The sequence below is a fragment of the Bacillus hominis genome (assembly GCF_030348325.1).
In the GTDB taxonomy this organism is placed as follows: domain Bacteria; phylum Bacillota; class Bacilli; order Bacillales; family Bacillaceae_G; genus Bacillus_A; species Bacillus_A hominis.
On sequence record NZ_JAUCFS010000005.1, the window covers coordinates 4,284,649 to 4,309,078 of the forward strand.

Annotated in this window: 28 protein-coding genes; 8 read left to right on the plus strand and 20 right to left on the minus strand. The window is 36.9% G+C overall.

Going from position 1 to position 24,430, the window contains the following annotated elements; all coding sequences use genetic code 11:
* Window positions 1-49 precede the first annotated feature (49 nt).
* Window positions 50-703, minus strand: a complete 654-nt coding sequence (gene trmB / locus QUF93_RS24855; RefSeq protein ID WP_002123137.1) for a tRNA (guanosine(46)-N7)-methyltransferase TrmB — start codon at window positions 701-703, stop codon at window positions 50-52.
* 232 nt (window positions 704-935) lie between these two features.
* Here trmB and QUF93_RS24860 point away from each other — a divergent pair, with 232 nt between their 5' ends.
* Window positions 936-1,214 (plus strand): YtzH-like family protein, encoded by a 279-nt coding sequence (locus tag QUF93_RS24860; protein WP_001122237.1) that lies wholly within the window; start codon window positions 936-938, stop codon window positions 1,212-1,214.
* A gap of 3 nt (window positions 1,215-1,217) precedes the next feature.
* Here the strand turns inward: QUF93_RS24860 and QUF93_RS24865 are convergent, their stop codons facing one another.
* From QUF93_RS24865 to pepV, 4 genes are all read right to left on the minus strand, one after another.
* Window positions 1,218-2,015, minus strand: coding sequence for a phosphotransferase family protein (locus QUF93_RS24865; protein WP_002123138.1), 798 nt, complete (start codon window positions 2,013-2,015; stop codon window positions 1,218-1,220).
* Window positions 2,016-2,260: 245 nt separating this feature from the next.
* Window positions 2,261-4,402 (minus strand): type I pullulanase, encoded by a 2,142-nt coding sequence (gene pulA, locus QUF93_RS24870; RefSeq protein WP_289360513.1) that lies wholly within the window; start codon window positions 4,400-4,402, stop codon window positions 2,261-2,263.
* A gap of 137 nt (window positions 4,403-4,539) precedes the next feature.
* Window positions 4,540-5,085 carry an RNA 2',3'-cyclic phosphodiesterase gene (gene thpR, locus QUF93_RS24875; protein ID WP_289360514.1) on the minus strand — a complete coding sequence of 182 codons (546 nt, stop codon included), beginning with the start codon at window positions 5,083-5,085 and terminating at the stop codon, window positions 4,540-4,542.
* Between the two features lie 245 nt (window positions 5,086-5,330).
* A complete protein-coding gene (pepV, locus tag QUF93_RS24880; protein ID WP_289360515.1) occupies window positions 5,331-6,737 on the minus strand; it encodes a dipeptidase PepV in 1,407 nt (468 codons plus the stop codon).
* Between the two features lie 357 nt (window positions 6,738-7,094).
* Here pepV and QUF93_RS24885 point away from each other — a divergent pair, with 357 nt between their 5' ends.
* Window positions 7,095-7,316 (plus strand): DeoR family transcriptional regulator, encoded by a 222-nt coding sequence (locus tag QUF93_RS24885; protein WP_000805512.1) that lies wholly within the window; start codon window positions 7,095-7,097, stop codon window positions 7,314-7,316.
* 83 nt (window positions 7,317-7,399) lie between these two features.
* Here QUF93_RS24885 and QUF93_RS24890 read toward each other — a convergent pair whose 3' ends face one another.
* Complete coding sequence (locus QUF93_RS24890; RefSeq protein ID WP_002123145.1) at window positions 7,400-8,128, minus strand: pseudouridine synthase; 729 nt, start codon at window positions 8,126-8,128, stop codon at window positions 7,400-7,402.
* Between the two features lie 41 nt (window positions 8,129-8,169).
* Window positions 8,170-9,822 carry a putative polysaccharide biosynthesis protein gene (locus QUF93_RS24895; RefSeq protein WP_289360516.1) on the minus strand — a complete coding sequence of 551 codons (1,653 nt, stop codon included), beginning with the start codon at window positions 9,820-9,822 and terminating at the stop codon, window positions 8,170-8,172.
* A 447-nt stretch (window positions 9,823-10,269) separates the two neighbouring features.
* Here QUF93_RS24895 and QUF93_RS24900 point away from each other — a divergent pair, with 447 nt between their 5' ends.
* Window positions 10,270-11,541 (plus strand): BaiN/RdsA family NAD(P)/FAD-dependent oxidoreductase, encoded by a 1,272-nt coding sequence (locus QUF93_RS24900; RefSeq protein ID WP_289360517.1) that lies wholly within the window; start codon window positions 10,270-10,272, stop codon window positions 11,539-11,541.
* 212 nt (window positions 11,542-11,753) lie between these two features.
* Window positions 11,754-13,196: an MDR family MFS transporter gene (locus QUF93_RS24905; protein ID WP_289360518.1), complete on the plus strand. Its 1,443-nt coding sequence runs from the start codon at window positions 11,754-11,756 to the stop codon at window positions 13,194-13,196.
* 40 nt (window positions 13,197-13,236) lie between these two features.
* Here the strand turns inward: QUF93_RS24905 and QUF93_RS24910 are convergent, their stop codons facing one another.
* Together QUF93_RS24910 and QUF93_RS24915 are read right to left on the minus strand one after the other, a co-directional pair.
* Window positions 13,237-13,560 (minus strand): ArsR/SmtB family transcription factor, encoded by a 324-nt coding sequence (locus QUF93_RS24910; RefSeq protein ID WP_000098845.1) that lies wholly within the window; start codon window positions 13,558-13,560, stop codon window positions 13,237-13,239.
* A complete protein-coding gene (locus QUF93_RS24915; RefSeq protein WP_289360519.1) occupies window positions 13,561-13,992 on the minus strand; it encodes an SRPBCC family protein in 432 nt (143 codons plus the stop codon).
* Between the two features lie 1,088 nt (window positions 13,993-15,080).
* Between QUF93_RS24915 and QUF93_RS24920 the strand changes: the two genes are divergently transcribed.
* Window positions 15,081-16,211: an RNA-guided endonuclease InsQ/TnpB family protein gene (locus tag QUF93_RS24920; RefSeq protein WP_289360520.1), complete on the plus strand. Its 1,131-nt coding sequence runs from the start codon at window positions 15,081-15,083 to the stop codon at window positions 16,209-16,211.
* Window positions 16,212-16,364: 153 nt separating this feature from the next.
* A complete protein-coding gene (locus tag QUF93_RS24925) occupies window positions 16,365-16,592 on the plus strand; it encodes a DUF3973 domain-containing protein (RefSeq protein ID WP_289360521.1) in 228 nt (75 codons plus the stop codon).
* 33 nt (window positions 16,593-16,625) lie between these two features.
* On the opposite strand, the gene QUF93_RS24930 is transcribed toward QUF93_RS24925, so the two are convergent.
* Window positions 16,626-16,808: a sporulation protein Cse60 gene (locus QUF93_RS24930; protein WP_000621746.1), complete on the minus strand. Its 183-nt coding sequence runs from the start codon at window positions 16,806-16,808 to the stop codon at window positions 16,626-16,628.
* 1 nt (window position 16,809) lies between these two features.
* Window positions 16,810-17,046, minus strand: a complete 237-nt coding sequence (locus QUF93_RS24935) for a DUF2553 family protein (RefSeq protein ID WP_289360522.1) — start codon at window positions 17,044-17,046, stop codon at window positions 16,810-16,812.
* 264 nt (window positions 17,047-17,310) lie between these two features.
* On the opposite strand from QUF93_RS24935, the gene QUF93_RS24940 reads away from it, so the two are divergent.
* Window positions 17,311-17,805 carry a CarD family transcriptional regulator gene (locus QUF93_RS24940; RefSeq protein WP_087946831.1) on the plus strand — a complete coding sequence of 165 codons (495 nt, stop codon included), beginning with the start codon at window positions 17,311-17,313 and terminating at the stop codon, window positions 17,803-17,805.
* 228 nt (window positions 17,806-18,033) lie between these two features.
* On the opposite strand, the gene QUF93_RS24945 is transcribed toward QUF93_RS24940, so the two are convergent.
* The 5 genes from QUF93_RS24945 to QUF93_RS24965 all read right to left on the minus strand — a co-directional run bounded on the left by QUF93_RS24945 (window position 18,034) and on the right by QUF93_RS24965 (window position 21,025).
* On the minus strand, window positions 18,034-18,453 hold the full coding sequence (locus QUF93_RS24945; protein ID WP_289360523.1) for a DUF3888 domain-containing protein: 420 nt from the start codon (window positions 18,451-18,453) through the stop codon (window positions 18,034-18,036).
* Window positions 18,454-18,553: 100 nt separating this feature from the next.
* Window positions 18,554-18,787 (minus strand): molybdopterin converting factor subunit 1, encoded by a 234-nt coding sequence (gene moaD, locus QUF93_RS24950; protein WP_002067685.1) that lies wholly within the window; start codon window positions 18,785-18,787, stop codon window positions 18,554-18,556.
* Between the two features lie 2 nt (window positions 18,788-18,789).
* Window positions 18,790-19,254, minus strand: coding sequence for a molybdopterin synthase catalytic subunit MoaE (gene moaE / locus QUF93_RS24955; RefSeq protein WP_289360524.1), 465 nt, complete (start codon window positions 19,252-19,254; stop codon window positions 18,790-18,792).
* Window positions 19,251-19,772 carry a molybdopterin-guanine dinucleotide biosynthesis protein B gene (mobB, locus tag QUF93_RS24960; protein WP_289360525.1) on the minus strand — a complete coding sequence of 174 codons (522 nt, stop codon included), beginning with the start codon at window positions 19,770-19,772 and terminating at the stop codon, window positions 19,251-19,253. The genes moaE and mobB overlap by 4 nt, the downstream gene beginning before the upstream one ends.
* Window positions 19,736-21,025, minus strand: coding sequence for a molybdopterin molybdotransferase MoeA (locus tag QUF93_RS24965; protein ID WP_289360526.1), 1,290 nt, complete (start codon window positions 21,023-21,025; stop codon window positions 19,736-19,738). Before QUF93_RS24965 ends, mobB begins: the two co-directional genes overlap by 37 nt.
* 83 nt (window positions 21,026-21,108) lie before the next feature.
* Between QUF93_RS24965 and moaC the strand changes: the two genes are divergently transcribed.
* Complete coding sequence (gene moaC / locus QUF93_RS24970) at window positions 21,109-21,594, plus strand: cyclic pyranopterin monophosphate synthase MoaC (RefSeq protein ID WP_002123168.1); 486 nt, start codon at window positions 21,109-21,111, stop codon at window positions 21,592-21,594.
* A 42-nt stretch (window positions 21,595-21,636) separates the two neighbouring features.
* Here moaC and QUF93_RS24975 read toward each other — a convergent pair whose 3' ends face one another.
* The 4 genes from QUF93_RS24975 to QUF93_RS24990 all read right to left on the minus strand — a co-directional run bounded on the left by QUF93_RS24975 (window position 21,637) and on the right by QUF93_RS24990 (window position 24,416).
* On the minus strand, window positions 21,637-22,650 hold the full coding sequence (locus tag QUF93_RS24975; protein ID WP_002067678.1) for a molybdopterin-synthase adenylyltransferase MoeB: 1,014 nt from the start codon (window positions 22,648-22,650) through the stop codon (window positions 21,637-21,639).
* Between the two features lie 16 nt (window positions 22,651-22,666).
* Window positions 22,667-23,680: a GTP 3',8-cyclase MoaA gene (moaA, locus tag QUF93_RS24980; RefSeq protein WP_289360527.1), complete on the minus strand. Its 1,014-nt coding sequence runs from the start codon at window positions 23,678-23,680 to the stop codon at window positions 22,667-22,669.
* A gap of 167 nt (window positions 23,681-23,847) precedes the next feature.
* Window positions 23,848-24,171, minus strand: coding sequence for a hypothetical protein (locus QUF93_RS24985; protein ID WP_289360528.1), 324 nt, complete (start codon window positions 24,169-24,171; stop codon window positions 23,848-23,850).
* A 20-nt stretch (window positions 24,172-24,191) separates the two neighbouring features.
* Window positions 24,192-24,416 carry a spore germination protein gene (locus tag QUF93_RS24990; RefSeq protein WP_002123172.1) on the minus strand — a complete coding sequence of 75 codons (225 nt, stop codon included), beginning with the start codon at window positions 24,414-24,416 and terminating at the stop codon, window positions 24,192-24,194.
* Between the last annotated feature and the right edge of the window lie 14 nt (window positions 24,417-24,430).

The window sequence follows — 24,430 nt, forward strand, 5'->3', positions numbered from 1 at the left end:
GATTTTAACATAATATTCCGATTATTTTTCATGTTAAAAAACCTACGCATTACTGCATAGGCTCCGTACGATATTTTGCTTCAACTCGGTAAATACGATGACCTTTACTAGAGAATTTCTCTTCGTATTCTGTCATAATGTTTCCTTCATAATCACTATTATGAAGATCTAGGCTAAGGTAAGTTAATAACATACCATACTCAGCCATACTCATAAGAGAATATTCAAATAAGCCTTGGTTATCAGTTTTGAAATGAATTTCTCCGCCATCTACTAACACTTCTTCATAATTGCGTAAAAATGTTTTATATGTTAAACGACGCTTCGTATGACGATTCTTCGGCCATGGATCTGAGAAGTTTAAATAAACGCGGTCAATTTCACCTTTCGCAAAGAAAACTGTTAAATCTTCAGCATCTTTATTAATTAACTTTAAGTTCGGTACTTCTTCTTCAATTAATTTATCAAGTGCATCTACAACAACACTTGTGAATTTTTCAATTCCAATATAATTAATATGTGGATTCGCTTTTGCCATATCATACATAAAACGGCCACGTCCTGTACCTACTTCAATATGAATTGGCTGTTCATTCCCAAATACTTCTTTCCAGTTGCCAGCGCGCTCCTCTGGGTTTCCGATTACGATATGTGAATATTCATTAATTCGATCCATTGCATAAGGCTTATGTCTTAAACGCATAGATGTCTCCCTCTCTTTACAAAACTATTTTAAAGGAAAAATTCCTTCTTTCTGTTTTAATCAATCTATCAAACAAAAAACCAAGTACGTACGAGCACTCGGTCCGTTTCTTTCAAGTATAAGATGTACCATTTTGATAAAAACTACATAAAGCATTAAACATTCCATGACGAAACAGTTTTTTCTCTTACATTTCCAGAGAGAGAAAAACACTCGAAAGGATGATCCGTTCATGCCAATTAATCAACAGCATCAATTAGAAGTGTTAAAAGATATTTTAGTCAATCATCAAAGTGATTGCTGCGGGACAGTTTCTGAATGCGAGCAATTAGAGCGCCTCATTCAGTCGTTACTCGCAAACGATAGTATAAGTAGTGACGCTAAAACAATGCTAAACGATGTATATTCTTATAGTCAATCGGGTAAATCTTCCTCTAATTTGGACAACCATATTTCCAATAATCAAGAACAACTTACTCAGTGGATTGCTGGAATGGACAATTTTTCTTAAATATTATTCTGAAGCAAGTAGTTGCTGTAAATATTGGTGCCAATATTTAGCTTCTGCTTGCTGCTTTTTTGTTGTGTGCCATTGAATAGATAAAATCGTTTGTGCTATAACATACCATCTCATACGCCTAAGCAATGATTCATCTAGTTCAATTTCATAATATCCGAGCCACTCACTCCATTCATGGCGCGGAACATACCAATATAATAACATACCAAGATCTAGAGCTGGATCAGCAATAACTGCTCCATCCCAATCAATTAAAAACAATTCATCTTCATCCGACAATATCCAATTGTTATGGTTTACATCACAATGGCATACAACGAATTCATTGTACTCAATATCTTTTAATGACTCAGTTAAATATTGAAGACCTTGCTGAATTGTTTCATCAACTCTTATATCTCCTCTTAAAACGAGCTGTAATTGTTGTAATAACTCTTGCGCATGAAGTGGCTGCTTTCCTAGCCTTTGAATCATCTGCACAAGTGCTTTAGAGGAGTGTATTTTCTTCAAAAGTTTCGCAACACGTTCTAGTTTCATATCCTCTGGCTCTAACTTCTGTCCCGGAAGCCATTTTTGAGCAGAAATTACATCACCGTTCGTTACCCTTCTTGTCCAAAGTAATTTTGGAACAATTCCTTCTGCTGACAATACCGCTAAAAAGGGCGATGTATTCCGCTTTAAAAATAACTTTTGTTGTCCGTTTTGCGCAATATATGCATCGCCCGTTACTCCACCAGCCGGTATAAGACTCCACTCTTTTCCTAATAATTGTTCCAACCATTCCATATTCATTACCCGTTAACAAATCCTTATCTTTTATAGTTATGAAAAGAAAAACCGCAACATTTCTACACATGTTGTGGATTCATATATTTTACTGTATTTGAATGAAAAAACTTGGCATAAGCCGAAAACAGGATAAATCACCTGTTCTTCTAGTTTATTTTACAAAATCACTCATAGAATGACAACTTATCAAAGTCGTCACCTTTATCAATTCTACATTTATTACATTCTCATCGTCAAGTAGCGATTTGTCACATTATCGTCAATATATACGTGCTAGTTGGAGCCATTCGAAGTTCCTTTCCTCTAAATGAAGAAATTGGCTGTGTTTTTGCTTGCTTTTCGTTTACTAATACATGCCACGTTTCTTCTTTTGGGAGCTGAACTATTTCATTTTGCAAACCGCTATTGAATAGCACCACAATCTCTTTCCATGGTCCAAAAGATTCTACATTTCGCAAATGGTATGCAAGTGCTTCTTTTGATGTTTGCAAAAAAGTCATATGCTTTTTTATAAGGTCCGCGCTTTTTAATCGGAATGCCCCATGCTCCTTCCGAATCGCAATTAAACCTTTTATATAGTTAACTGTCTCCATCTCTTTTTCTTTTTGATCCCAATCTAATCGATTGATTTCATCATTTGCATTATAACTATTTTCATTTCCTTGCTTCGTACGATAAAACTCTTGCCCCGCATGTAAGAAAGGAATCCCTTGTGAAAGAATAACCATTGCAGTTGCTAAACGATGACGCCTTTTTAAAATTTCTTCTGATTCTGGATTACTTTGCACTAGTTTATCCCACATCGTCATATTGTCATGACATTCTACATAGTTGATGCTTTGTACTGGCTCTAGGAACAATCCTGTTTCTTTCATACTTAAAAGGCTACCAGCTACTATATACTGCAAATGATTACAGTCTACATGCCCACCAAATGCAAAGCCACGTTTATTTATATTAAAAGTACTTCCTTTTATTCCATCACGAAATTGATCGTTAAACTGTGCGATACATGGCATTTTATTCGCATTATTTAACGTCGCTTTCTCTTCAAGAGGAAGCGGTGTTTGTAAATCCCACCCTTCACCTAATAACAGCGCATCCTGCTTTATTTTTCGGACTTCTTTTTCTAACGCATTCATCGTTTCAACATCTAAAATTCCCATTAAATCAAATCGGAATCCATCAACATTGTATTCAGTAAGCCAATATAAAACAGATTCTATAATAAATTTCCTCATCATTTTCCGTTCAGATGCTATATCATTTCCAACTCCCGTCCCATTAGAAGGCATACCATCTTCCCCATGACGAAAATAATATCCTGGGACAAGCTTCTCAAATGATGATAATTCTCTTTCATAAACATGATTATATACAACATCTATAATCACTCGAATGCCGTGATCATGAAATGTTTCAATTAGTTTTTTACACTCTACTATCCTGTTATACGGATCAGAAAGGTTTGTAACATAAAATCCTGTTGGTATATTGTAATATAACGGATTATAACCCCAATTATATGCGGAAGCAGGATTCACTTCATCTATACCACCAAAACAATGTAAAGGTAATAGTTCAACATGTGTAACGCCTAAATCTTTTATATGAGACAATCCTGTTAATGTCCCATTTTGTCCTACTGTCCCCTCTTCACTTAGCCCTTTATATGTTCCTTTCTTATTCACTCCACTGTTCGGATGAATAGTAGCGTCACGAATATGCAGTTCATACAATATAGCATCTGTCATTGACTGTAATGGTGATAGTTCTACTCGTTTTGTCACATTCGTTTTTTCCAAATCGATAACAACGCCGTGTTTTCCATTTATCGTCGCAGACTTTGCATAAGGGTCAACCGCTTCGTTCCATATTAAATTAATACAAACAAGGAATGTATATCGTGCTCCATCATGATCACCTTGTAATGTATGAGTCCACACTCCGTTTTCTTCTCTATACATTTCATAATCAATATATTCTTTATCACTTTTATAAATCCGTACTTTCGCAAGCCTTGCAGTCGGAGCCCATACTTTAAATATTGTTTCTTCTTTTTTATACACAGCACCTAAGTCGGTACCTTCGTAATAATATTTTTCATCGAAAATTACTGTTCGAATCACAGCGCCTATTTGTAAATCTGTCTCTTCATTCCGTTCATCCCGTACTGTATAATACTTCCCCACATCTAGCGGCTCTTCTATAAAACATTCATACTTCGTTGCATCTGGAAGAGCAATAGTATGAACAATCGGTAACTCTTTCACATTGCTTCCTTCTTGTAAACGAAATGTCCGGCTTGTTCCATACGCATGCGGGAGCAAAATTGTAATTTTATTCATTTCATCTAAATAGGCATCAAATGGACGTTTTACTTTCAACATAAAAAATCACCATCATTCTCAAAATTAAAATGAAACGAGCTGCAAATGATAAGGCTTTTCTTATCAGCGAAGCTCTATACAGTAACACATTATTCCCTATAGTATATTCACCTGTATAAAAAACGTTTTCATACATTCTATTTTTGTAATTTTATTTCGGCAACTGGTCTATACTTTGGCGTTTCCTTAACGTGAGATTCATACAAAGTAATCGTATCTGCTTGAAATGATGTTACAGGTAAATCTTTTACATTTGTCAGATCAAATGCTTTTTCTCCTACCCATTTTCGCGCAACAGTAATATGTGGATGATAAGGACGTGTCTCTAGAGAGAAGCCATTTTCTTCACAAATTGTATGCACTTGTTTTTGTAAAGTAAACAAATCTTGATTATCACTTATCCCCGACCAAAATATACGCGGCTGGTCCACCTGTCCGAACGTAGAAAACCCTTGTAACGTGAACGATAGTTCCTTTTTTTCTGTAAGTGTTTGTAATCCATTCTTTATTCCTTCTAATTGTTCCTCTGTCGCACTTCCTAAAAAGGAAAGGGTAATATGATAGTCTTCTTCATGTACCCACGAGCGGAATGGTAATTCATCCTTCATTTCCTCTTTGTAATTAGAAAGAATTTCTTTTATATGACATGGTAAAGTTACTGCGACAAAATAATGCGGCACCATCTACATCGTCCCCTTTATGTTATTGTTGCTTTTCTTTCTTATCTCATTCAGCTAAAAAGAAGCGAACCATCCAAAAAGTCTAACCTTTGAATAAATTTATTTTCTTCTTAGTTAAGATCGCAATAGTAAATGGAATTATATCGACGCAAAATCAAATATATCGACTTAACAATAAAATACGACAATAAAAGCAACCTATTCCTAACAGAAAACCGTCCCAAAAAACCTTTTAGGACGGCCTCTCATTATTTCGCTAATTCATGAATTGCTTGCGCATAAATCGCTGTTGCTTTTAATAAATCTTCAATTTCAATGTATTCGTCTTTTTGATGAGCAAGTTCTTCTTTTCCTGGGAATAACGGACCAAATGCAACGCCAGCCTTTAATGAACGAGCATAAGTACCACCGCCGATTGCTAACAATTCAGCTTTTTCACCTGTTTGTTCTTCATATACGCGTTGCAAAGTACGAATTAACGTATGATCTTTATCAACATGATGCGGGCGAGAGTTAGAATAATCCGCTACTTCAAATCCATGAGTACCGACATATTCTTTTAACTTTGCAATCGTTTCTTCAAAATTAGTCGTAACTGGATATCGCACATTTAATCCTAAATTACCACCGTTTTCTTGCGAATAAGACAGGCGACCAACATTCACTGTTAAAGGACCGCTAATATCGTCTTTATAAGAAATACCAGCTTTTTCTCCAATAATGTCACCTGTAAATGTTTCTGTTACAAACGATGCAAATGAAGCCCCTTTTCCATCAAGAGAAACCGTCGTTAAGACGTTTGCCAATAATAAACCTGCATTTTCTCCCTTTTCTGGAGTAGATCCGTGAGCTGAAATCCCTTTGATTTGCAACGTCACCGTATTTCCTTCTACAATTGCTTTGCCTATTTTTTTAGCAGTTTGTAAATACTCTTCATATGCTACCGTAAGTGCATTTACATCTTCTCCTGCAATAACTGCTTCTGCAAAATCAGGAACCATATTTAAACGACGACCTGACTCAAATGAAATAAGCTTAAATGCGCCTTCTTTCTCTTCGCTACCATTTTGCACAACTTGTATGTCAGAAATTCCTTTTTCCGCATTAATAATTGGAAAATCTGCATCCGGCGCAAAACCGATTGTTGGCATTTCTTCATTTTTAAAATAATGATCTACACACTTCCAATTACTTTCCTCATCTGTTCCTAAAATCATACGAACACGTTTGGAAAGAGGTAAGCCTAATTCTTTGACGATCTTCATCGCATAATAAGCTGCCATCGTCGGCCCTTTATCATCAATTGCACCGCGTGCAAAAATCTTCCCATCGCGAATATCCGCACTATACGCAGGAGTTGTCCAGCCATCTCCTTCTGGTACAACATCAACGTGACAAAGAATACCTACTAATTCTTCTCCTTGCCCCATTTCAAGATGACCTGCATACCCTTCTAAATTTTTAGAAGCGAAACCTTCTGCTTCTCCTTTATGTAACATGAAAGATAAGGCTTTTTCTACACCTTCACCGAATGGTGCGCCCTCTTTCGCAGATTCTTCTTCCCATACACTTTTAATTTGTAAAAATTGTTGTGTATCACGAATTAAATCATCTTTTCGTTTTGTAACTTCTTCTGTCCAATTAATTGTTGACATCACGCATCCATCCTTCACTATATTGTCTCTTTCATCATAGCAAACGAAAATCTCTAATGCCATACATGAAAACTTAATAACGAACAATTGTAATATTTCAGATATTTCTTATTAGTTTTTCTTTTATTTTCTCAAAAAAATTTGCAGGAATTTGGCGTTTTACGTAGAAATTTATGAGTTAGTTGACTGACCAAATATAAAATGTCAACTACCAATATTTTTCTATATGAATATTTGTTAAACTTTTGTAAAATTTAAGTAGATTAAAGCATGAATTTTATCATGTAGAGTACAATGGTAGTAACGACCTTCTTTCCTGAATGGGGTCAAAAAAACTAGTAGAGGAGTGGTTTTCTCTTGAAACCTACAACTACTCGTATGCTAACACGCATTAAATCAATTTATATGTACATCAATGAAAACGGAACGGTAACGACGAAAGACCTTGTAGATGAGTTCGGGATCACACCGCGAACGATACAACGTGATCTAAATGTGTTGCAGTTTAATGAACTCGTGTATAGCCCCTGCCGCGGTAAGTGGACAACAACAGGAAAGAAAGTGAGAATGACCTCATAACAAAAAAATAATTGTATGTAAATAAATACATACCCCTTTCTAACTCATTAGAAAGGGGTCTTTTCTATGCTTTGAAATTGGCGTTACTTTTCGTTATCTACTTGATACGTCTTTAACATTTCAACTTCTTCATCTGTTAATTCACGATATTGCCCAAGTTCTAACTCTTCATCTAGCACTAAAGGTCCCATCTCTGTTCTCTTTAAATACACTACTTTTTTCCCTACAGCTTCAAACATACGCTTCACTTGATGGAATTTTCCTTCTGTAATAACAAGCTCAATTTCGGAAATATCATCACTTTTTAAAATTGTAAGTTCGCCTGGCTTCGTTTCATAGCCATCTTCTAAAATAACACCTTTAGCGAATTCTATTACATCCTCTTCCGTTACAACGCCTGAAATGTGTGCATAATATTTTTTCGGCACATGCTTTTTCGGAGATAATAGTTGATGCGTTAACTTCCCATCATTTGTGATTAATAAGAAACCTTCTGTATCAATATCGAGCCTTCCAACAGGGAATGGATCGAAAATCGCATCTTCTAATTCTAATAAATCTATCACTGTTTCGTGGTTATCATCTTCTGTCGCTGAAATAACACCTTGTGGTTTATGCATCATTAAATAAACAAATTCTTTATATTCCACAACTTCACCGTGAATCATAACCTCTTGCTCTTCTACGTTCACATGAAACTTCGCATCTTTCACTGGCGTTCCATCAATCTTCACAACGCCGTCTTTCAATAATTTCTTTACTTCTTTTCTACTTCCGTGTCCCATATTCGCTAATAATTTATCTAATCTCATGTTCTTCACCTTCTTTATTTATCATAGAAAAGGGGACGTATTTACGCCCCTTTTGATTTCAACTTTATTTTGAATCTATTACCAAGTTTACGCTGGATTTTCTCTAAGGCCTCTCCGCCAAATACTCTTTCTAGTACTCCTGTGCGAATCGCTAATACTACGTAAACAAGACCACCAATACCTGCACAAATCGCAACTGTAATAAGAGCACCAATACGGCCATCAGGCGAAATCATGAAGGATAGAGCCCATTGTGACAGTTTTACAGCAATAACCATTACAAGTGTTAATACTGCAATTTGGAATGTTCTCTTATATACAACACCAAATGAATAGTTTGCATGTTTTTTGATTTGTCTATTCGTATACCATACTGAAGCTAAGAAGCCGACTGCCGTCGCCAGGATTGCTCCTATTGTACCGAAATAACGAATAAAGATTACGTTACATACAAATTTCAAAATAACACCCATCACAAGTGCAATAACAGCATGTTTCTGCTGGTTAATCCCTTGTAAGATAGCTGCTGTTACTGTGAATAAAGCGAATAACAATGCAACTGGCGCATACCACATTAATACTTGTCCACCTAGTGGATCTGAATCGTAGAAAGCAGTGTAAATTGGATATGCAAGTGTAGAAATACCGATAACTGCTGGCAATGTTAAAAACATATTCGCCTGGAATGTTTGTGTAATTTGTAATTTTAAATAACGATATTGTTTTTCAGTAAACGATTTTGTGATCGCTGGCACAAGCGTTAAACTAAACGCTGTTGCAAGTGATACGGGAATCATAATTAATTTATGCGTCCACATTGTGAAAATACCAAGCGCTCGCTCTGCGATATCTCCTTGACCAATCGCCTGCATAATTGAGTTGAATGTCAATGTATCAATTTGTTGATATAAAGGAATAGTTAACCCAATTACAACGTAAGGAATTGCATATGCAAATAATTCTTTAAATAATTGAACGGTACTTACTGTCGATTCTGGTACAGTTTGTTCAATTAAATATTGATCCAAATATTTTTTACGTTTTAACCAGTACCAAATTAATACACCAAGCGCTCCAACTGCTGAAACGAACGCAGCAAATGTAGCTACCCCAACCGCTGTTGCAACTGTACCGCCAAGTACTTTAATAACGATAAAACTACCTGTTAATAAAAAGGCGATACGAATAATTTGTTCAATAATTTGCGAAACAGTAGTTGGTCCCATCGATTGGTGACCTTGGAAATAACCACGAATTAAACTCGCTGCCGGTACAACAATAAGTGCAAAACTTACAAGACGAATAATCGTCGTAACTTCTTCTATCTTATTTTGTAAACTTTGTTTACCAAGCATTGCTTCTGCAAATAATGGCGCCGTCATATACAGTACTAGGAACGAAAGAACCCCTGATACTATCATCATAACCATTCCCGAGCGGAACATTCTCCGGCTCGTTTTATAATCACCAAGCGCATTATATTTTGAAACGAATTTCGAAACAGCAAGCGGCACACCTGCCGTTGCAATACTTAAAAAGATCGTATATGGAATGTATCCATATGTATAGAGCGTTCCGCCTTCTGTGCCTACCAATGCATGAAATGGAAAGACGTAAATCATGCCTAAGAACTTTACTAAAAATGTCCCTAACGTAACGATAAGCGTTCCGCGCAGAAATTTCGAATCGGACATACAAAAATCCTCCTACATCTAGATAAAGTGAAACTTTAATCAGTGGGGGTTTGTTCATCCCCCACTGATTATTAGCCCGCACCAATCGGGCGTTTACGGGCAGTTAATCTCCCACCTAACTTCTTTGCTCCAACCTAAATTTGAGGTGGGGTTTTACTGCCCACAAATAGCGGGATAAAGTGAAACTATTACTAGCAGGAGACTCCTCTCCTACTACTTATTAGCCCGCACCATTCGAGCTTTTACGGGCCAGTGACCTCCCTCTTTACTTCTCTTAAGTCTTAAGGTTTTAGTCTTCTTGCCCACAAATAACAGGATAGTGCTGAACTCTAACTTTTGTATTGTACCACAATTCTCCCATTAAGCAGTACTTCACTCTATTTTTCTTTTAAGGGAAAACATGCTATTCTTTTAGGCAGGAAATGTAGAAAATGAGGTCGATATATTATGCATTATGATGTTATTGTCATCGGCGGCGGTCCTTCAGGGCTAATGGCTGCAATCGGTGCTGCAGAAGAAGGCGCAAGCGTCTTACTTCTTGATAAAGGAAATAAGCTTGGACGTAAACTTGCGATTTCTGGTGGCGGTCGTTGTAACGTAACGAATCGTCTACCACTTGATGAAATCGTTAAACATATACCAGGAAACGGGCGCTTCTTATACAGTGCTTTTTCTATTTTTAATAATGAAGATATTATTACATTCTTCGAAAATCTAGGTGTTAAATTAAAAGAAGAGGACCATGGTCGCATGTTCCCTGTATCAAATAAAGCGCAATCTGTTGTAGATGCACTTTTAACACGATTAAAAGACTTAGGTGTGAAAATACGTACGAATACACCTGTTGAAACGATTGAATATGAAAATGGTCAAACGAAAGCAGTTGTATTACAAACAGGCGAAGTGTTAGAAACGAATCACGTCGTTATCGCTGTTGGCGGAAAATCAGTTCCTCAAACTGGTTCTACTGGAGACGGATACGCTTGGGCTGAAAAAGCTGGTCATACAATTACAGAGCTTTTCCCAACAGAAGTACCAATCCTTTCAAACGAACCATTTATTCGTGACCGCTCATTACAAGGCCTTGCTTTACGTGATATAAACTTAAGCGTATTAAACCCGAAAGGAAAAGTTGTCATTTCTCATAAAATGGACATGCTCTTCACTCACTTCGGCTTATCAGGCCCTGCTGCTCTTCGTTGTAGCCAATTCGTTGTAAAAACGTTGAAAAAATTTAAAACGAATACAGTGCACATGAGTATCGATGCATTGCCAGAAGAAAATAGTGAACAACTATTCCAGCGCATGCTGAAACAAATGAAAGAAGATCCGAAAAAAGGAATCAAAAACGTTTTAAAAGGTTATGTTCCTGAACGTTACTTCCTATTCTTATTAGAAAAAAATGAAATTGATGGCAGCGAACAAGCTGGACAAGTTTCTCATGAGAAAATTCGTGCACTTGTGAAAGATTTTAAAGAATTTACTGTGAATGTAAATGGTACGCAGTCACTTGAAAAAGCATTCGTTACTGGTGGCGGTGTATCTGTTAAAGAAATTAACCCGAAAGAAATGTCTTCTAAATTCACGAATGGCTTATATTTCTGCGGAGAAGTTCTTGATATTCATGGTTATACTGGTGGCTATAACATTACATCTGCCCTCGTTACTGGTAGAATTGCCGGAACAACAGCTGGACAAAATGCGAAAACGCAATATTAAAAAAGAAACAGGGATTCCTGTTTCTTTTTTTAATATGTTGAAATAGCAAAGCAGTACACGAAATTATACTGGCGATACTTTAAATATATCGACCGTTTCTTCAAAAATATCCCTTCCCCCTAACTTCCCATTGCTTTTTTGTTGCTTTATATACCTTAGTACCTTTATATTTTATATTGTTGAATATTTGAAAAAGGGTAAGGGGAAAACAAATGAGAAAAAAAGTCATGATGTCTTTAATGCTAATGACGTTTCTTTCTGCGGTAGAAGGAACGATTGTTAGTACAGCAATCCCTCGTATAACGAGTGATTTGTCAGGCGTCGAACTTGTTAGTTGGGTATATGCAATTTATATGCTTGCAACAGCTGTTTCGACTCCAATATACGGAAAACTAGCTGATTTATTCGGCCGTAAAAAAGTTCTGCTCATCGGAGCAACAATCTTCTTAATCGGTTCTGCACTTTGCGGAGTCGTTACATCAATGGAACAATTAATCTTCTTCCGCGCTCTTCAAGGTATAGGAGCTGGTGCTGTTATACCGATCACAATGACGATTATTGGAGACTTATATAGCGAAGCGAAAGACCGCGCGAAAGCACAGGGCTGGATGAGTGCCGTTTGGGGTGTATCTGGTGTTATCGGGCCGTTAGTAGGCGGATTTTTAGTTGATTCTCTTTCTTGGCGCTATATTTTCTTCTTAAACGTTCCTTTTGGAATTATCGCTTGCCTAATGTTTGCCACTTCTTATAAGGAATCTGTTAAGTCCGCCACTAAGCAACATATCGACTACCTTGGTGCAACAGTCTTCTCATTAAGTACAATTGCTCTACTATACGCATTATTAACAGGTAGCAGTAAGCAAAACTGGGGAGATATTTCAATTATCGGCCTATTAATCTTTGCCGCTGTTTCATTCATTATTTTCTTATACATCGAGAAAAAATCTCCGGAACCATTAATTCCGCTAGCACTTTTCTCTAACCGTACATTATCTACAATAAACATACTAACACTTATTGCTGGTGCAATGATTATTAGTATTACAGTGTATCTTCCAATTTGGAGCCAAGGTGTTTTAGGAAAAAATGCGACAGAAGCTGGACTCATTTTAATGCCGATTCCTGTTATGTGGACATTCGGTGCTATGTTCTCCGGTAACTTAGTCGGCAAGTTAAAAACGAAACAAATTATTTTACTTGGCGCTAGTATTTTATCAGTTGCTACATTCTTATTATTTACATTATCGACGGATTCACCATCATTCCTTATTTATGTTGCAGTCGGATTATTCGGCTTAGGAATGGGGCTTGTTACACCAATTTACATGGTAACAATTCAAGCAGCTGTACCGGCTCATACACGCGGGACAGCAGTAGGTTTAAACACATTTATTAATACATTTAGTCAAACGTTAGGTGCTGCAATTTTCGGCACGGTCTTCAACACGATGATTCATGCACGTGGCATTAAAAATCTTGATCTTGTTTCTTCTGGCGGACACGGCGGAGCTACAGCAAACGTAGCAACCGAGTCTCAATCCGCATTAGCTGCAAGTGTACACGTCATTTATATGAGTACTTTCGTATTAGCAGTATTAACTTTAATTATCGCTTGGATCCTATTAAAGCCAGCTAAACAAACAAGTGAACAATAAAAAGAGGATGACCATTTTGGTCATCCTCTTTTCATAAAATCTACTCTTCATTCTCCACAATATGTTTAAGCATGGACAATTTATTGTCCCAAAATCGTTCATAATACGAGAGCCACTGCTGTAATTCTTCTAACGGCTCTGGCTGCAAACGATATATCTTCTCTCTTCCACTCTTTCTTCCACTTACTAAATTCGCTTCTGAAAGAATATGAAGATGCTTTACAACTGCAGTACGACTCATCGGAAAATGATCCGTTATTTTTGAAATTGGTAACTCTTTATCACTTAATAACCGTAATACTTCTCGGCGGGTTGGATCAGCAATTGCTTGAAACACATCATATTTCGCTGCTGATGAGGACATTTAACCTTCGACAACCTTTTTCAGTTTTTCATTTACAATCGCTACCCATCCGCCATTCATTCTATCGCGAATAATAGAGCTCTTCGCATTCGCTTTCGGAAGGATTTCATCAGGATGTTTCCAGCCGCCGTGAATTAACGTAAATTCTGTTTTATTATCTCCTAAGTCTTTCAAATGAAATGAAACAACCCAACCATCTGTATCCCATGAGAAAGATACATGGTTTGGCTCATCAATTTCTAACACTTTACATGGTGATGGGCCAAATGGTGATTGCACATGAAATTCATGTCCTACCTCTAATTTGAAATCGTTCGGCATAAACCATGACGCAATTCCCTCTGCAGTTGATACTACACTCCATACTTTTTGAATAGACGCGTTAAAAACGATTGTTTGTTTAATATCATTTAATGTATTTTGTTGGTTCATTTTATATCTCCTTTATTCGGCATTTAAATATAACACCTTTTAGTTTCACATTAACAATATAACACCTTTTGGTTACATGTCAAGAAAGGCTCTTTTTCACTGTTGAGAAATTCTCAACATTTTTTCAACAGGACAAACACCCTCTCAGCATTCCTTCATAATATACTCACAAAGGCAATGAAAAATAGAAAATTCCCTCAACATGAAACTCCATCATTCATATTGAGAGAAGCGCCTAACTTATCTCATCTGTACTTCGTCTCTCCTCCTTCCCTCAGGGACAATACGCGAGATATGTAAAATCAGAAGGAGTATGCCCACCATTTTGGGTAGGTAGTTATTTCTCTTCTCCTCAACATTTCCTTAGGAGCGACATGACTACCCACTCACTTTTTTTAACAAAATAAAAAGGGTAAATAACTGTTACGATTTATTTAACCAATTATAACCAAAGTTAATTAAATATATCAGTAAGCCCTGCTAGTCAAGTGATTGGCTAGTAGTGAGGGTTAACTGCGGGCAATCACTAAAGCTGATTGAACTACAACGTGGCTAGAAATAGCGAGCGTGAATGTCGCGAAAGCAGAAAAAATCAATCAGATCGTGCAAGGTTAAATCCTAAACACTAGAACAATGGGTCTTCCGCCTCGAATCATCTAAGTCAAAATGGATAAGATGAACGTTCAACGACTATCTCGTATAACTGACGAGAGTACATCACAAGCCTATGGTGATGGAAAAATCCTCTATCTCTAAAGAGATAAACATATAGTCTGCGCTCATGTGAAAACATGAGAAGTTCATAAGAGAACTGGCTAAGGAATTGCGCCCTTAGTTGAACAAGATAAATTTTATTGAATCTATCAAACTTTATTGAAAATATCGAACATACGTGCTATGTTAGGTTCAATGAGGTGAGAATAATAATGAAATTTTCACGAGTTAGTCAAGTATCAGAATTAACAGGTTTGCATCCGAGTAGTCTCAGGAGAATGCTGGTGGAACACGCTACTATTCAGAAGAACCAATCTTTCATTATCTGAAAGGTGAGTGCCCGAATAATCGCACAGTAAAGGAGTTTAATTCTGATGATATTGGCGAAGAAAGTCAGACTGATTCCAACGCCTGAACAAGAAAAAGTGCTTAGAAACCATGCTGGTGCTGCAAGATTCGCTTATAACTATTGTAAAAGAATGAGTGATAGATACTATAAGCTATTTGGAAAATCTGTTTCACAGTTAGCTTTACAGAAGCGATTTACAAAGATCAAGAAGCGAAAGAGATATGAGTGGTTAAATGACATCAACGCACAAGTTCCCAAACAGGCTTCAAAAGATTTTGATAAGGCGAGGAAAAATTCGTTCAAAAAGTACAAAAATGGTTATCACACTTCTTATAAATCCAAAAAAGATTTAATCCAAGGATTTTATGCCAATTATGAAAGACTGATTATAGGAAAGAAAGTAGTTCATATTCAGTCTATCGGAGAAGTGAAAACAAGCCAACAACTACCAAGAAACAAAAAACCATCCAATCCAAGAGTTACCTTTGATGGTCGTCACTGGTGGATTAGTGTAGGATTCCAAAAAGACTTTGAATCACAAGAACTAACCAATGAGTCGATTGGTGTGGATGTTGGTTTAAAAGAGCTGTTTGTAGCTTCTAATGGTACGAAAGAACGAAATATAAACAAAGATGCCAAGGTTAAAAAACTTTTGAAAAGGAAAAAGTCAGCACAAAGAGATATGTCTAGGCGATTTAAAAAAGGTGTAAAAATTCAGTCTGCTGGATATGAAAAAGCTAAAACTGAGCACCTGCGGTTATCTAGGAAAATTACGAATATCCGAAATAACCATATCCATCAAGCAACAGCTAAATTGGTGAAAACCAAACCAATGAGGATCGTTGTGGAAGACTTACCTATCTCAAACCTGTTAAAAAACAAAAAACTATCGAAAGCATTTTCATTTCAAAAATTAAACTTCTTCTTTCAATGTTTATCATACAAGTGCGAAAAGTATGGCATTGAGTATGTAAAAGCTGATAAATGGTTCGCCTCAAGCAAGATTTGCTCATGTTGCGGAGTTAAATACGACCATTCAGTTCAACCAGAAGGACAGTGGAGTTTAAAAATACGTGAGTGGCGTTGTGTTCCATGCAATAGCCATCACGATAGGGATGTAAATGCTTCGATAAATTTATCAAGATGGGTAAAATAAATGCTTGATAATAGGAGGTAACGATACTGCCTCGTGTGGAGTGTTATACCCCTCGTCCCTTCGGGGTTGCGAGAACACGAAGAAGCACTAACTTGTGTAAATTTGATTGAATTGTATAGATTTAGTTAAGTTTATCGTATCGGGATGAAAGCTATGTTCTATTGCATTAACTGTTCTGAAATTCACCATGAAAAACACCCAAATGATAAAGTATTCAAAAACGGTTTTTATATTGATCCATTTTTAGGTGATCGTTATCACCTCGGTATGTGCACCGATGCTCAGAATCATGAAACAGGAGAAGTTCTTTTAACGGACAAGAAAACAGGCGCAACACAATCTATTATGAATATTTTACCGACACACGTTGTCCCAACATAAAGCATAAAAAAGAGCTGGCTCCCCAGCTCTTTTTTATGCTTTATAAACAATCATTGCTGAAAAACAATAAATTTGATTTTCATCATCGTTAATTGAAACACCAACTTGATACTTTATATCTACAAAATTTCCATCATCAATTTTTTTCAAAAATACATTTACAGCATCTTCTAAGTCTTTTTCATGACTTTCATCAAACACTTTCACACGAATCATGTTAACACCATCCTAGATCGCAGCCCTCCGCCGCTTGTTTATTGCCACGGTGCGTATCTATGATGCGATAAAACTTTCCATTTTCATATATATATCCGTCTTCTAACACATATTGTTTATCTTCAGTATAGACATAAAACTTACCTATCATAAACTTACTCGTATATAATTCCAAATAATCTTGCCTAAATTTAGCTACAACTTTATTTGTAATATCAATTCTAATTGTGCGCCCCACCTTCTCTCCCTCCTTTGCAAAGAACGGATTTAGGTATATTGTATTAGCGATTTTATATTTTATGCTTAAAAATACGCGGATATGCCCTCTTTCTGCGCCTGTACTATTTTTCTAAAAAAGTCACCTACATTTATTCAACATATAAGCACAAAAAAAACATAAAAAAAGACCTTCTACATATTGACTCGAACACATTCAATATGGTATTATATAAAATTTGACATTTTTATAAACTTATGTTATCATTAAAAGTGGTTACCACATATGGAGGTGGATGATTTGTTTCAAATTGGTGATAAAATCGTTTATCCAATGCACGGTGCAGGGATCATCGAAGCAATTGAAGAGAAAGAAATATTAGGTACTTCGCGTCAATATTGTGTTATACGCATCATCAGTAAAGATATGCAAGTAATGCTTCCGATGGATCAATTACAAAAATCAGGTATTCGTTATATCGTAGATAAAGGTACGTTAGATGTTATACTTCTTGAATTTCATCATGGGGAATCAGACCCATCACTCTCATGGAAACAAAGATATACAATGAATATGGAAAAAATGAAGAACGGCAATCTTCAAGATAGTGCAGAAGTTGTTCGTGATTTACTTCGTCGCAATAAAGAAAGAGCATTAAATGCGAGCGAAAAACAAATGCTAGATAATGCGCGCAAAATGGTTATTAGCGAAGTTGCACTCGTACAGAATGTTTCAGAACATCAAGCAACAGAATTTCTTCAAGATACAATCAATCATTAATTTTTAAAATAGCCGACCGCTATTTTTTTTGCGTAAAAAGGCCAAAGAGATAAATCTCTTTGGCCTTTTTTCTATTGAAAAACTAGACAGTTTCTTTAATAGATACTTATAGTTAAATCTCTCTTCCAATCTCTCACGTCTATGCCATATCAATATATTTTCACATTATCCACGTCCATCGTTCATCCCCTCTACTAAAAATCATACAAATTTCTTTTTTTAAGGCCACTACTCTAAATCATCTAAATGAGCTTTCATTTTCTCTTTCACTCGCGCGCAAACCTTTTTTGTAATAGCACCAGAAACATTTTTTTCTCGCTCTACTTTTTTTATTTTTATGTGATCCAAATCATCTTCTAAAGTAAGTGTAATACGATCATTCGGCGGATTATGTGCCCCTTGAAATGTAAGAAATTGTATCGTAACTTCAAATTTAGGAATAAACTCATCTTTCTTCCCTATGCGCTTTATGTTTGTAACGGATTCACATTCATGTTGATCTTCTGTCACTTGCCTTATAACCGAGTAATATCGATTCAGTAACGCACTTTCTAAAAGCTGTTCCGTCGATTCTTTTGCCAAATAATCGCTTGGAGAAAAGAAAAAAACAGAACATATCATTAAAATCATTACACATATCTTTTTCATAACTTCCTCCTTTTCCTATAAGATAGTGTTCTCCAAAATGCCATAAAAAAACGACTTTCCTTATGTAAGAAAGTCGTTTTTTTATAGCACAAATCCAATATTAACCACCGCTCACTGGTGGTATTAGTGCAACTACATCACCAGAATGTATCGTATCATCTTCATTTGCGTACTCTTCATTAATCGCAACCATAATTGGTGCTGACACTGGTACATTATATTCTTTCGCAACAATATCTTTTAACTCTGCAACCGTAATATTTTCTTTCTCTATTTGTAATTCACTCGTTCCTGCTTCTTCTTGCAAGTTCGCAAATAACAATACTCGAATCATATTTATAACTCCCTCCCAGGCTCTCCTGCTGGATATGGTGTTTTTTCTAATTGATCACCAATCCATGAGTCACCATCTTCCCAAAACTCCTTTTTCCAAATCGGAACAATTTGCTTAATACGCTCCATAATATATTCATTCGCTTCATAAGCCTCTTTGCGATGAGGCGTTGATACAGCAACAACAACCGCTATATCAGAAATTTGCAGCGTGCCGATGCGATGCGTAATCGCAACATGTGTAACGGGCCATTTCTCCTTCACTTCTGACCCAATTTTCTGTAGCATCTTTTCTGCCATCGTCTTATAAGCTACATACTCTAAGTATAGTGTACGACGCCCTTTCGTAAACTCCCTAACTGTTCCAATAAATGTCGTGACAGCACCGCATTCACGGCGAACTACTTTCTTTGCCACCTCTTCAATCGAGATTTCTGTATCAATTACTTCATAATACGTATTTATCATTTTGCACCCCTAACCGTTTGTAAAAACCAGTCTATATACAATTTTTCTTCTGTTATATGAAATACTTTATATTCTTCTCGTACATTTGACGGAGCATCATACCACGTAATAACCGCCGCTATATTTTCTACTTTACGTAAAAGTTCAGCGTCTTCCGCAGAACGAAGTAACACTATTTTGGGATATTTCTCAGCTTTATAGCCCTCTATTAAAATCGTATCCACTTCAAAAAATTCGTACAAGCGGATAATTTCTTGCAAGGACCACTCATCTCGCAAAGAGGACAGAGATAGTAATCCAGCGCCTTCTACACTACTTACTACAGCACCAGCTTTTCGGTGTCTTTCACTATCTTTTTGTGCTACTTCTGGAAAGCCACCGTGACCATGATGTTTAATTGTAGCAACCTTCATTTCTCTTTCAGCTAATGCATGTACCATTTTCTCTACAAGCGTTGTTTTCCCGCTATTTTGATACCCTACTATTTGTAAGATTGAAGAGGCTTTGCCCACGGCCAATCACTTCCCTCAGAGCATTCTAACAATAATACAGACACTTTCATTCCTGCTTCAAATCCTCTCGTTCCTCCAGGCAGCACGATAAAAGCATTTGCATCCGCAAGTGAAGAGACTGCACTCGATTTATCTAAACCAACCGGCGTCGCTTGTAATGCCCCATTAACAATGCTCGCTTTCGCTCTTACAAAACGAGTAAACGGATTTGGTTTCGGAAAATCTTTTTGCAAAATAGCGTCTGCCCTATATATGTGAGGCTCCTTCGCATGCAAATACGTTTTCATAATTGGATGCACAAATAATTCGAAACCTACATAACAAGCTGACGGATTACCTGATAAACCGAAGAGTAGCTTTCCATCAACTTCAGCTACTGTCGTTACACTCCCCGGCCTCATCGCTATTTTATTAAAGAGTACATTCGCCTGTAACCTTTCATAAATAGCTGGTAAATAGTCGTAATCCCCTACGGAAACACCGCCCGTTGTAATTAAAATATCAACCTCATCCATCGCTGATTTAACGGCTGTAAAACATGCATCTAACTCATCGGCAAGTTGTCCATAGTAACGCACTTTTCCGCCAGCTTTCATAATTTGAGCGGCAATCATATAAGAGTTACTATTTCTAATTTTCCCTGGCTCTAACGCCTCATGTACTTTTAGTAATTCGCTTCCTGTCGTTACAATACCGACAACAGGCTGCTTTATAACTTTCACAGTGCTATATCCAAACGTCGCTAATAGTGCGGCAACACCTGGATTGATTACAACACCTTTCTTAACGAGGACTTGATTTTGTTTTATATCTTCCCCTTTAAATGATACATTGTCACCGTTTTGGAAAGAACGTTTTAACTTCATATATGTACTTTTGTTCTTCTCGAATCCTTCCGTCAACTCTAGCATTACGACTGCATTGCAACCTTTTGGAATAGCTGCTCCTGTCATAATACGAACCGCCTGAAAAGCTCCTACTTCTTCTGTAAAAACAGATCCTGCCCCGATCTCTCCTATTACTTCAAATTCAACCGGCTGCTCTTGACTCGCTTCCTTCGTATCTTCTGCTCGAATTGCGAAACCATCGTAAGGAGAACGATCAAAGTGAGGAACGTCGTGATCTGAGACAACATCCTCCCCAAGAATCCTCCCGTAACTTTCTGTAATAGAAACTTCTTCTGCTTCACCATGCTTAGCGTATTTCATAACCCGCTCTACTGCCTCAGCAACTTGAATCGGGATTCGTTTTTCTACCATTGTTTCTCACCTCATATTTGCAAAATATCTAATCTCGATTACACTTTATATATTAAATAGCAATTACTTCAAGGAGGAATTCCATGTCTTCATTCACACATTTCAACGATCAAGGGCGCGCTAAAATGGTTGATATAAGTGACAAAAAAATAACCGTTCGAACAGCAATAGCATGCTCTAGCATTCTCGTTACGAAAGAAATTTTTGATAAAATCTCTCACAATGAAATTGGTAAAGGTGACGTATTAGCCGTCGCACAAATTGCAGGTATTATGGCTGCAAAACGTACTTCTGATATTATCCCAATGTGCCATCCTTTATTATTAAAAGGTGTTGACGTCTCTTTCGATTGGAAACAGTCAGAAGAACAATATCGACTACTTATTGAAGTAAAAGTTAAAACAGAAGGTAGTACCGGCGTTGAGATGGAAGCTTTAACAGCTGCTTCCGCTACCGCTCTTACTGTATATGACATGTGTAAAGCCGTTGATAAAGGAATGATTATTGGCGAAACGTACTTACTTGAAAAAACGGGCGGAAAAAATGGAGATTATATGAGAAAGTCTTAATCCTACCTTTTCCATTTGAACCTAAAGGATTCCCCTTTAGGTTCAACCTATATATCTTGCATACAGTCGTTTCGCAACATTCATATCATTCGTACCATGAATAAATGCCCTGCCATCTGTAAATAAAACAAAACGATATTCTTCCACTGGAAATGATAATAAATACGGTGTTGCTTTTACATCCACACTTTTTTGTAAGCGCTTTTTAATTTCTTCTAAATTAAAACCCTGACGCACACCTGGACGGATTTGAACTGTATTTCGCCCACATAATACTTCTGTTTTCGTTTGTGCTTCAAATGTTAAACTCGGATATGTACGTAGTTTTCCACAAGATAAGCATGTATCCTTTTTCTGCCTATTCACTTTAAATGCCATCTGTTGATTATTCCAAAGATCAAATGATAGCATCGTTTCACGAAGTGCCTCAAAATCTTCTACTAATATTTTTAAAGCTTCCGTTATTTGATGTGCAACTACTAACTGCACTGCTGGCTGTATAATACCGGCCGTATCACATGTCGCTCCGCTCGCCGGATGTTCCATTAAACATCGAAAACACGGCGTTTTTCCTGGCAAGATTGTATAAGTTACTCCGTAACTTCCAACACATCCTCCGTATATCCATGGAACGTTATACATCTGAGATATATCATTAATAAGAAGGCGCGTTTCAAAATTATCTGTCGCATCCAATATTAAATCTACACCTTTAATTAACTCTTCCATTTCTTGCACCGTTACATCAGTCACAACTGGTACAATTTCTACTTCGGAATTAATTGCCTTTAAATGTTCTGCTGCCGCTATCGCTTTCGGCTTATAATGCTTTGCATCTTCTTCTGTATATAATTGTTGCCTTTGTAAATTACTCCATTCTACATAATCACGATCAGCAATTGTTATTTTTCCAACACCTGCTCTAACAATTGCTTCTGCATTCGCTGCTCCGAGCGCACCAGCACCGATGACGAGCACGTGCTTCCCTCTTATTTTCCGTTGTCCTTCTTCCCCAACACCAGAAAATAACATTTGTCTTGAATATCGCTCTTGCATACGACATCCCCCTTTCTTATCCTCCTATATAAGACATTTCAATTTTCGGACGATTTTTCGCACTTTCTTCTGTCCGTTCATCTGAATATCGATCTTTTCTATTCTCCCATATATCTTGTATAGCTTTTAACAACTCATTATCCGAAAGGTTTTCCCCGAGAAGTTTCCTTAAATCCATTCCTTCTGTCGCAAACAAGCAAGTATAAAACTTTCCATCTGCTGAAATTCTTGCTCTCGTACAAGAAGAACAAAATGACTCGGAAACAGAGGTAATAAAACCAACCTCTACATTTGTTCCAACGTATCGATATCGCTTCGCAACCTCACCAAAATAATGAGCTTCAGCTGGCTCAATTGGATATACCTCTTGAATCATATCAATTAATTCTCGTTTCGTAATAACTTGATCAAAATTCCATCCATTCGTACTACCAACATCCATAAACTCAATAAATCTAAGTGAAATCCCTTGTTCTTTAAAATACGCAGCAACCGGAAGTACTTGATGATCGTTCATCCCTTTTTTCACAACCATATTTACCTTCACTTCAAGGCCTGCTTCTTTCGCTGCTATAATTCCTTTTAACACTGGCTTCGTATTCATATTTCGGCCATTAATTGCGCGGAACACATTATCATCTATCGCATCCAAACTAACATTTACTCGGTGTAACCCAGCTTCTTTTAACGCCTTCGCTTGCTTCGTTAAATGAATCGCATTTGTCGTTAATCCTATATCTACTAAACCGTCAATTTTCACGAGACGTTCGATAAGTTTTGTTAAATCCTTACGGAGCAATGGCTCACCGCCAGTAAGTCTAATTTTCCGTACACCGATGCTAACAAATACTTTTGCTAATCGCTCGATTTCATCAAATGTCAGTAAAAACTCCTCTTTCAAAAAAGCATAATCAGGACCAAACACTTCCGCTGGCATACAATACGTACACCGCAAATTACAACGATCAATGACAGAGATGCGCAAATCTTGAAGTGGGCGTCCGAAAAAATCTTTAACCTTCTCCTGCATCGCCACTCTCCCTTTCTGCCAAATTTATCCCTTTCTTCATTCTATTATAATATATTTTTGAAACGTGATGTTTTTGCTCAAACAAATAAAAAATTCATCTTTCATTTGAATTGTATTTTCCAAAACCGTCTCCAATACTTCTTTTAAATAAAGACTCCCCTAATTCCTTAGGGAAGTCCAGCTGTTGAATCTATATTATCTGTATTAGGAACACTTTGTGCTATACCTGATATATTTGCACCTTGCCCTGTATTTGTTCCTGTTAGATTACTAGCAGGAGTACCTCTCGTATACGTTGTCGTCACACTATCTCCCGGCTGTAAACAAAGCTTCGTCTCAGTCCCTATCACTGTAACAACATCAATCCAAGTGCACCCCATTGAACCACTATACGATTTCGTAGCAGTAAATGATGTATCACTCAAATTGTCACCTGTAAATATATTCCCAGTATTATTAACAATAATAAACTCTTTTATATGCGCAGGCATACTTACACTCTACCTTTCCTTTACGCTCCTAATGTACGTGTACTCGTCGCTAATGGTGGTAAAAACACTGATGTTCTAATTGTAGGTTCAGGCATCCGTTTCCCATTTAAAAAAACAGCAGCACTCGATCCTCCAGCACCCGCATATATTTTCGCTACCGCTAAAGGTGAGATATCATAACAGTCGCCAACATTAACAGCTCCTGTATTATTAATAATTTTTACTTTACGCAAGTTAATCCCCATTTACCCCTCCCCCT

Bases quoted from the DNA above. Each gene is read 5' to 3' on its own strand.
- trmB (WP_002123137.1), bottom strand. From the start codon at position 703: ATGCGTTTAAGACATAAGCCTTATGCAATGGATCGAATTAATGAATAT.
- QUF93_RS24860 (WP_001122237.1), top strand. From the start codon at position 936: ATGCCAATTAATCAACAGCATCAATTAGAAGTGTTAAAAGATATTTTA.
- QUF93_RS24865 (WP_002123138.1), bottom strand. From the start codon at position 2,015: ATGAATATGGAATGGTTGGAACAATTATTAGGAAAAGAGTGGAGTCTT.
- pulA (WP_289360513.1), bottom strand. From the start codon at position 4,402: ATGTTGAAAGTAAAACGTCCATTTGATGCCTATTTAGATGAAATGAAT.
- thpR (WP_289360514.1), bottom strand. From the start codon at position 5,085: ATGGTGCCGCATTATTTTGTCGCAGTAACTTTACCATGTCATATAAAA.
- pepV (WP_289360515.1), bottom strand. From the start codon at position 6,737: ATGTCAACAATTAATTGGACAGAAGAAGTTACAAAACGAAAAGATGAT.
- QUF93_RS24890 (WP_002123145.1), bottom strand. From the start codon at position 8,128: ATGAGATTAGATAAATTATTAGCGAATATGGGACACGGAAGTAGAAAA.
- QUF93_RS24895 (WP_289360516.1), bottom strand. From the start codon at position 9,822: ATGTCCGATTCGAAATTTCTGCGCGGAACGCTTATCGTTACGTTAGGG.
- QUF93_RS24900 (WP_289360517.1), top strand. From the start codon at position 10,270: ATGCATTATGATGTTATTGTCATCGGCGGCGGTCCTTCAGGGCTAATG.
- QUF93_RS24905 (WP_289360518.1), top strand. From the start codon at position 11,754: ATGAGAAAAAAAGTCATGATGTCTTTAATGCTAATGACGTTTCTTTCT.
- QUF93_RS24910 (WP_000098845.1), bottom strand. From the start codon at position 13,560: ATGTCCTCATCAGCAGCGAAATATGATGTGTTTCAAGCAATTGCTGAT.
- QUF93_RS24915 (WP_289360519.1), bottom strand. From the start codon at position 13,992: ATGAACCAACAAAATACATTAAATGATATTAAACAAACAATCGTTTTT.
- QUF93_RS24920 (WP_289360520.1), top strand. From the start codon at position 15,081: ATGATATTGGCGAAGAAAGTCAGACTGATTCCAACGCCTGAACAAGAA.
- QUF93_RS24925 (WP_289360521.1), top strand. From the start codon at position 16,365: ATGTTCTATTGCATTAACTGTTCTGAAATTCACCATGAAAAACACCCA.
- QUF93_RS24930 (WP_000621746.1), bottom strand. From the start codon at position 16,808: ATGATTCGTGTGAAAGTGTTTGATGAAAGTCATGAAAAAGACTTAGAA.
- QUF93_RS24940 (WP_087946831.1), top strand. From the start codon at position 17,311: ATGGAGGTGGATGATTTGTTTCAAATTGGTGATAAAATCGTTTATCCA.
- QUF93_RS24945 (WP_289360523.1), bottom strand. From the start codon at position 18,453: ATGAAAAAGATATGTGTAATGATTTTAATGATATGTTCTGTTTTTTTC.
- moaD (WP_002067685.1), bottom strand. From the start codon at position 18,787: ATGATTCGAGTATTGTTATTTGCGAACTTGCAAGAAGAAGCAGGAACG.
- moaE (WP_289360524.1), bottom strand. From the start codon at position 19,254: ATGATAAATACGTATTATGAAGTAATTGATACAGAAATCTCGATTGAA.
- QUF93_RS24965 (WP_289360526.1), bottom strand. From the start codon at position 21,025: ATGGTAGAAAAACGAATCCCGATTCAAGTTGCTGAGGCAGTAGAGCGG.
- moaC (WP_002123168.1), top strand. From the start codon at position 21,109: ATGTCTTCATTCACACATTTCAACGATCAAGGGCGCGCTAAAATGGTT.
- QUF93_RS24975 (WP_002067678.1), bottom strand. From the start codon at position 22,650: ATGCAAGAGCGATATTCAAGACAAATGTTATTTTCTGGTGTTGGGGAA.
- moaA (WP_289360527.1), bottom strand. From the start codon at position 23,680: ATGCAGGAGAAGGTTAAAGATTTTTTCGGACGCCCACTTCAAGATTTG.
- QUF93_RS24985 (WP_289360528.1), bottom strand. From the start codon at position 24,171: ATGCCTGCGCATATAAAAGAGTTTATTATTGTTAATAATACTGGGAAT.
- QUF93_RS24990 (WP_002123172.1), bottom strand. From the start codon at position 24,416: ATGGGGATTAACTTGCGTAAAGTAAAAATTATTAATAATACAGGAGCT.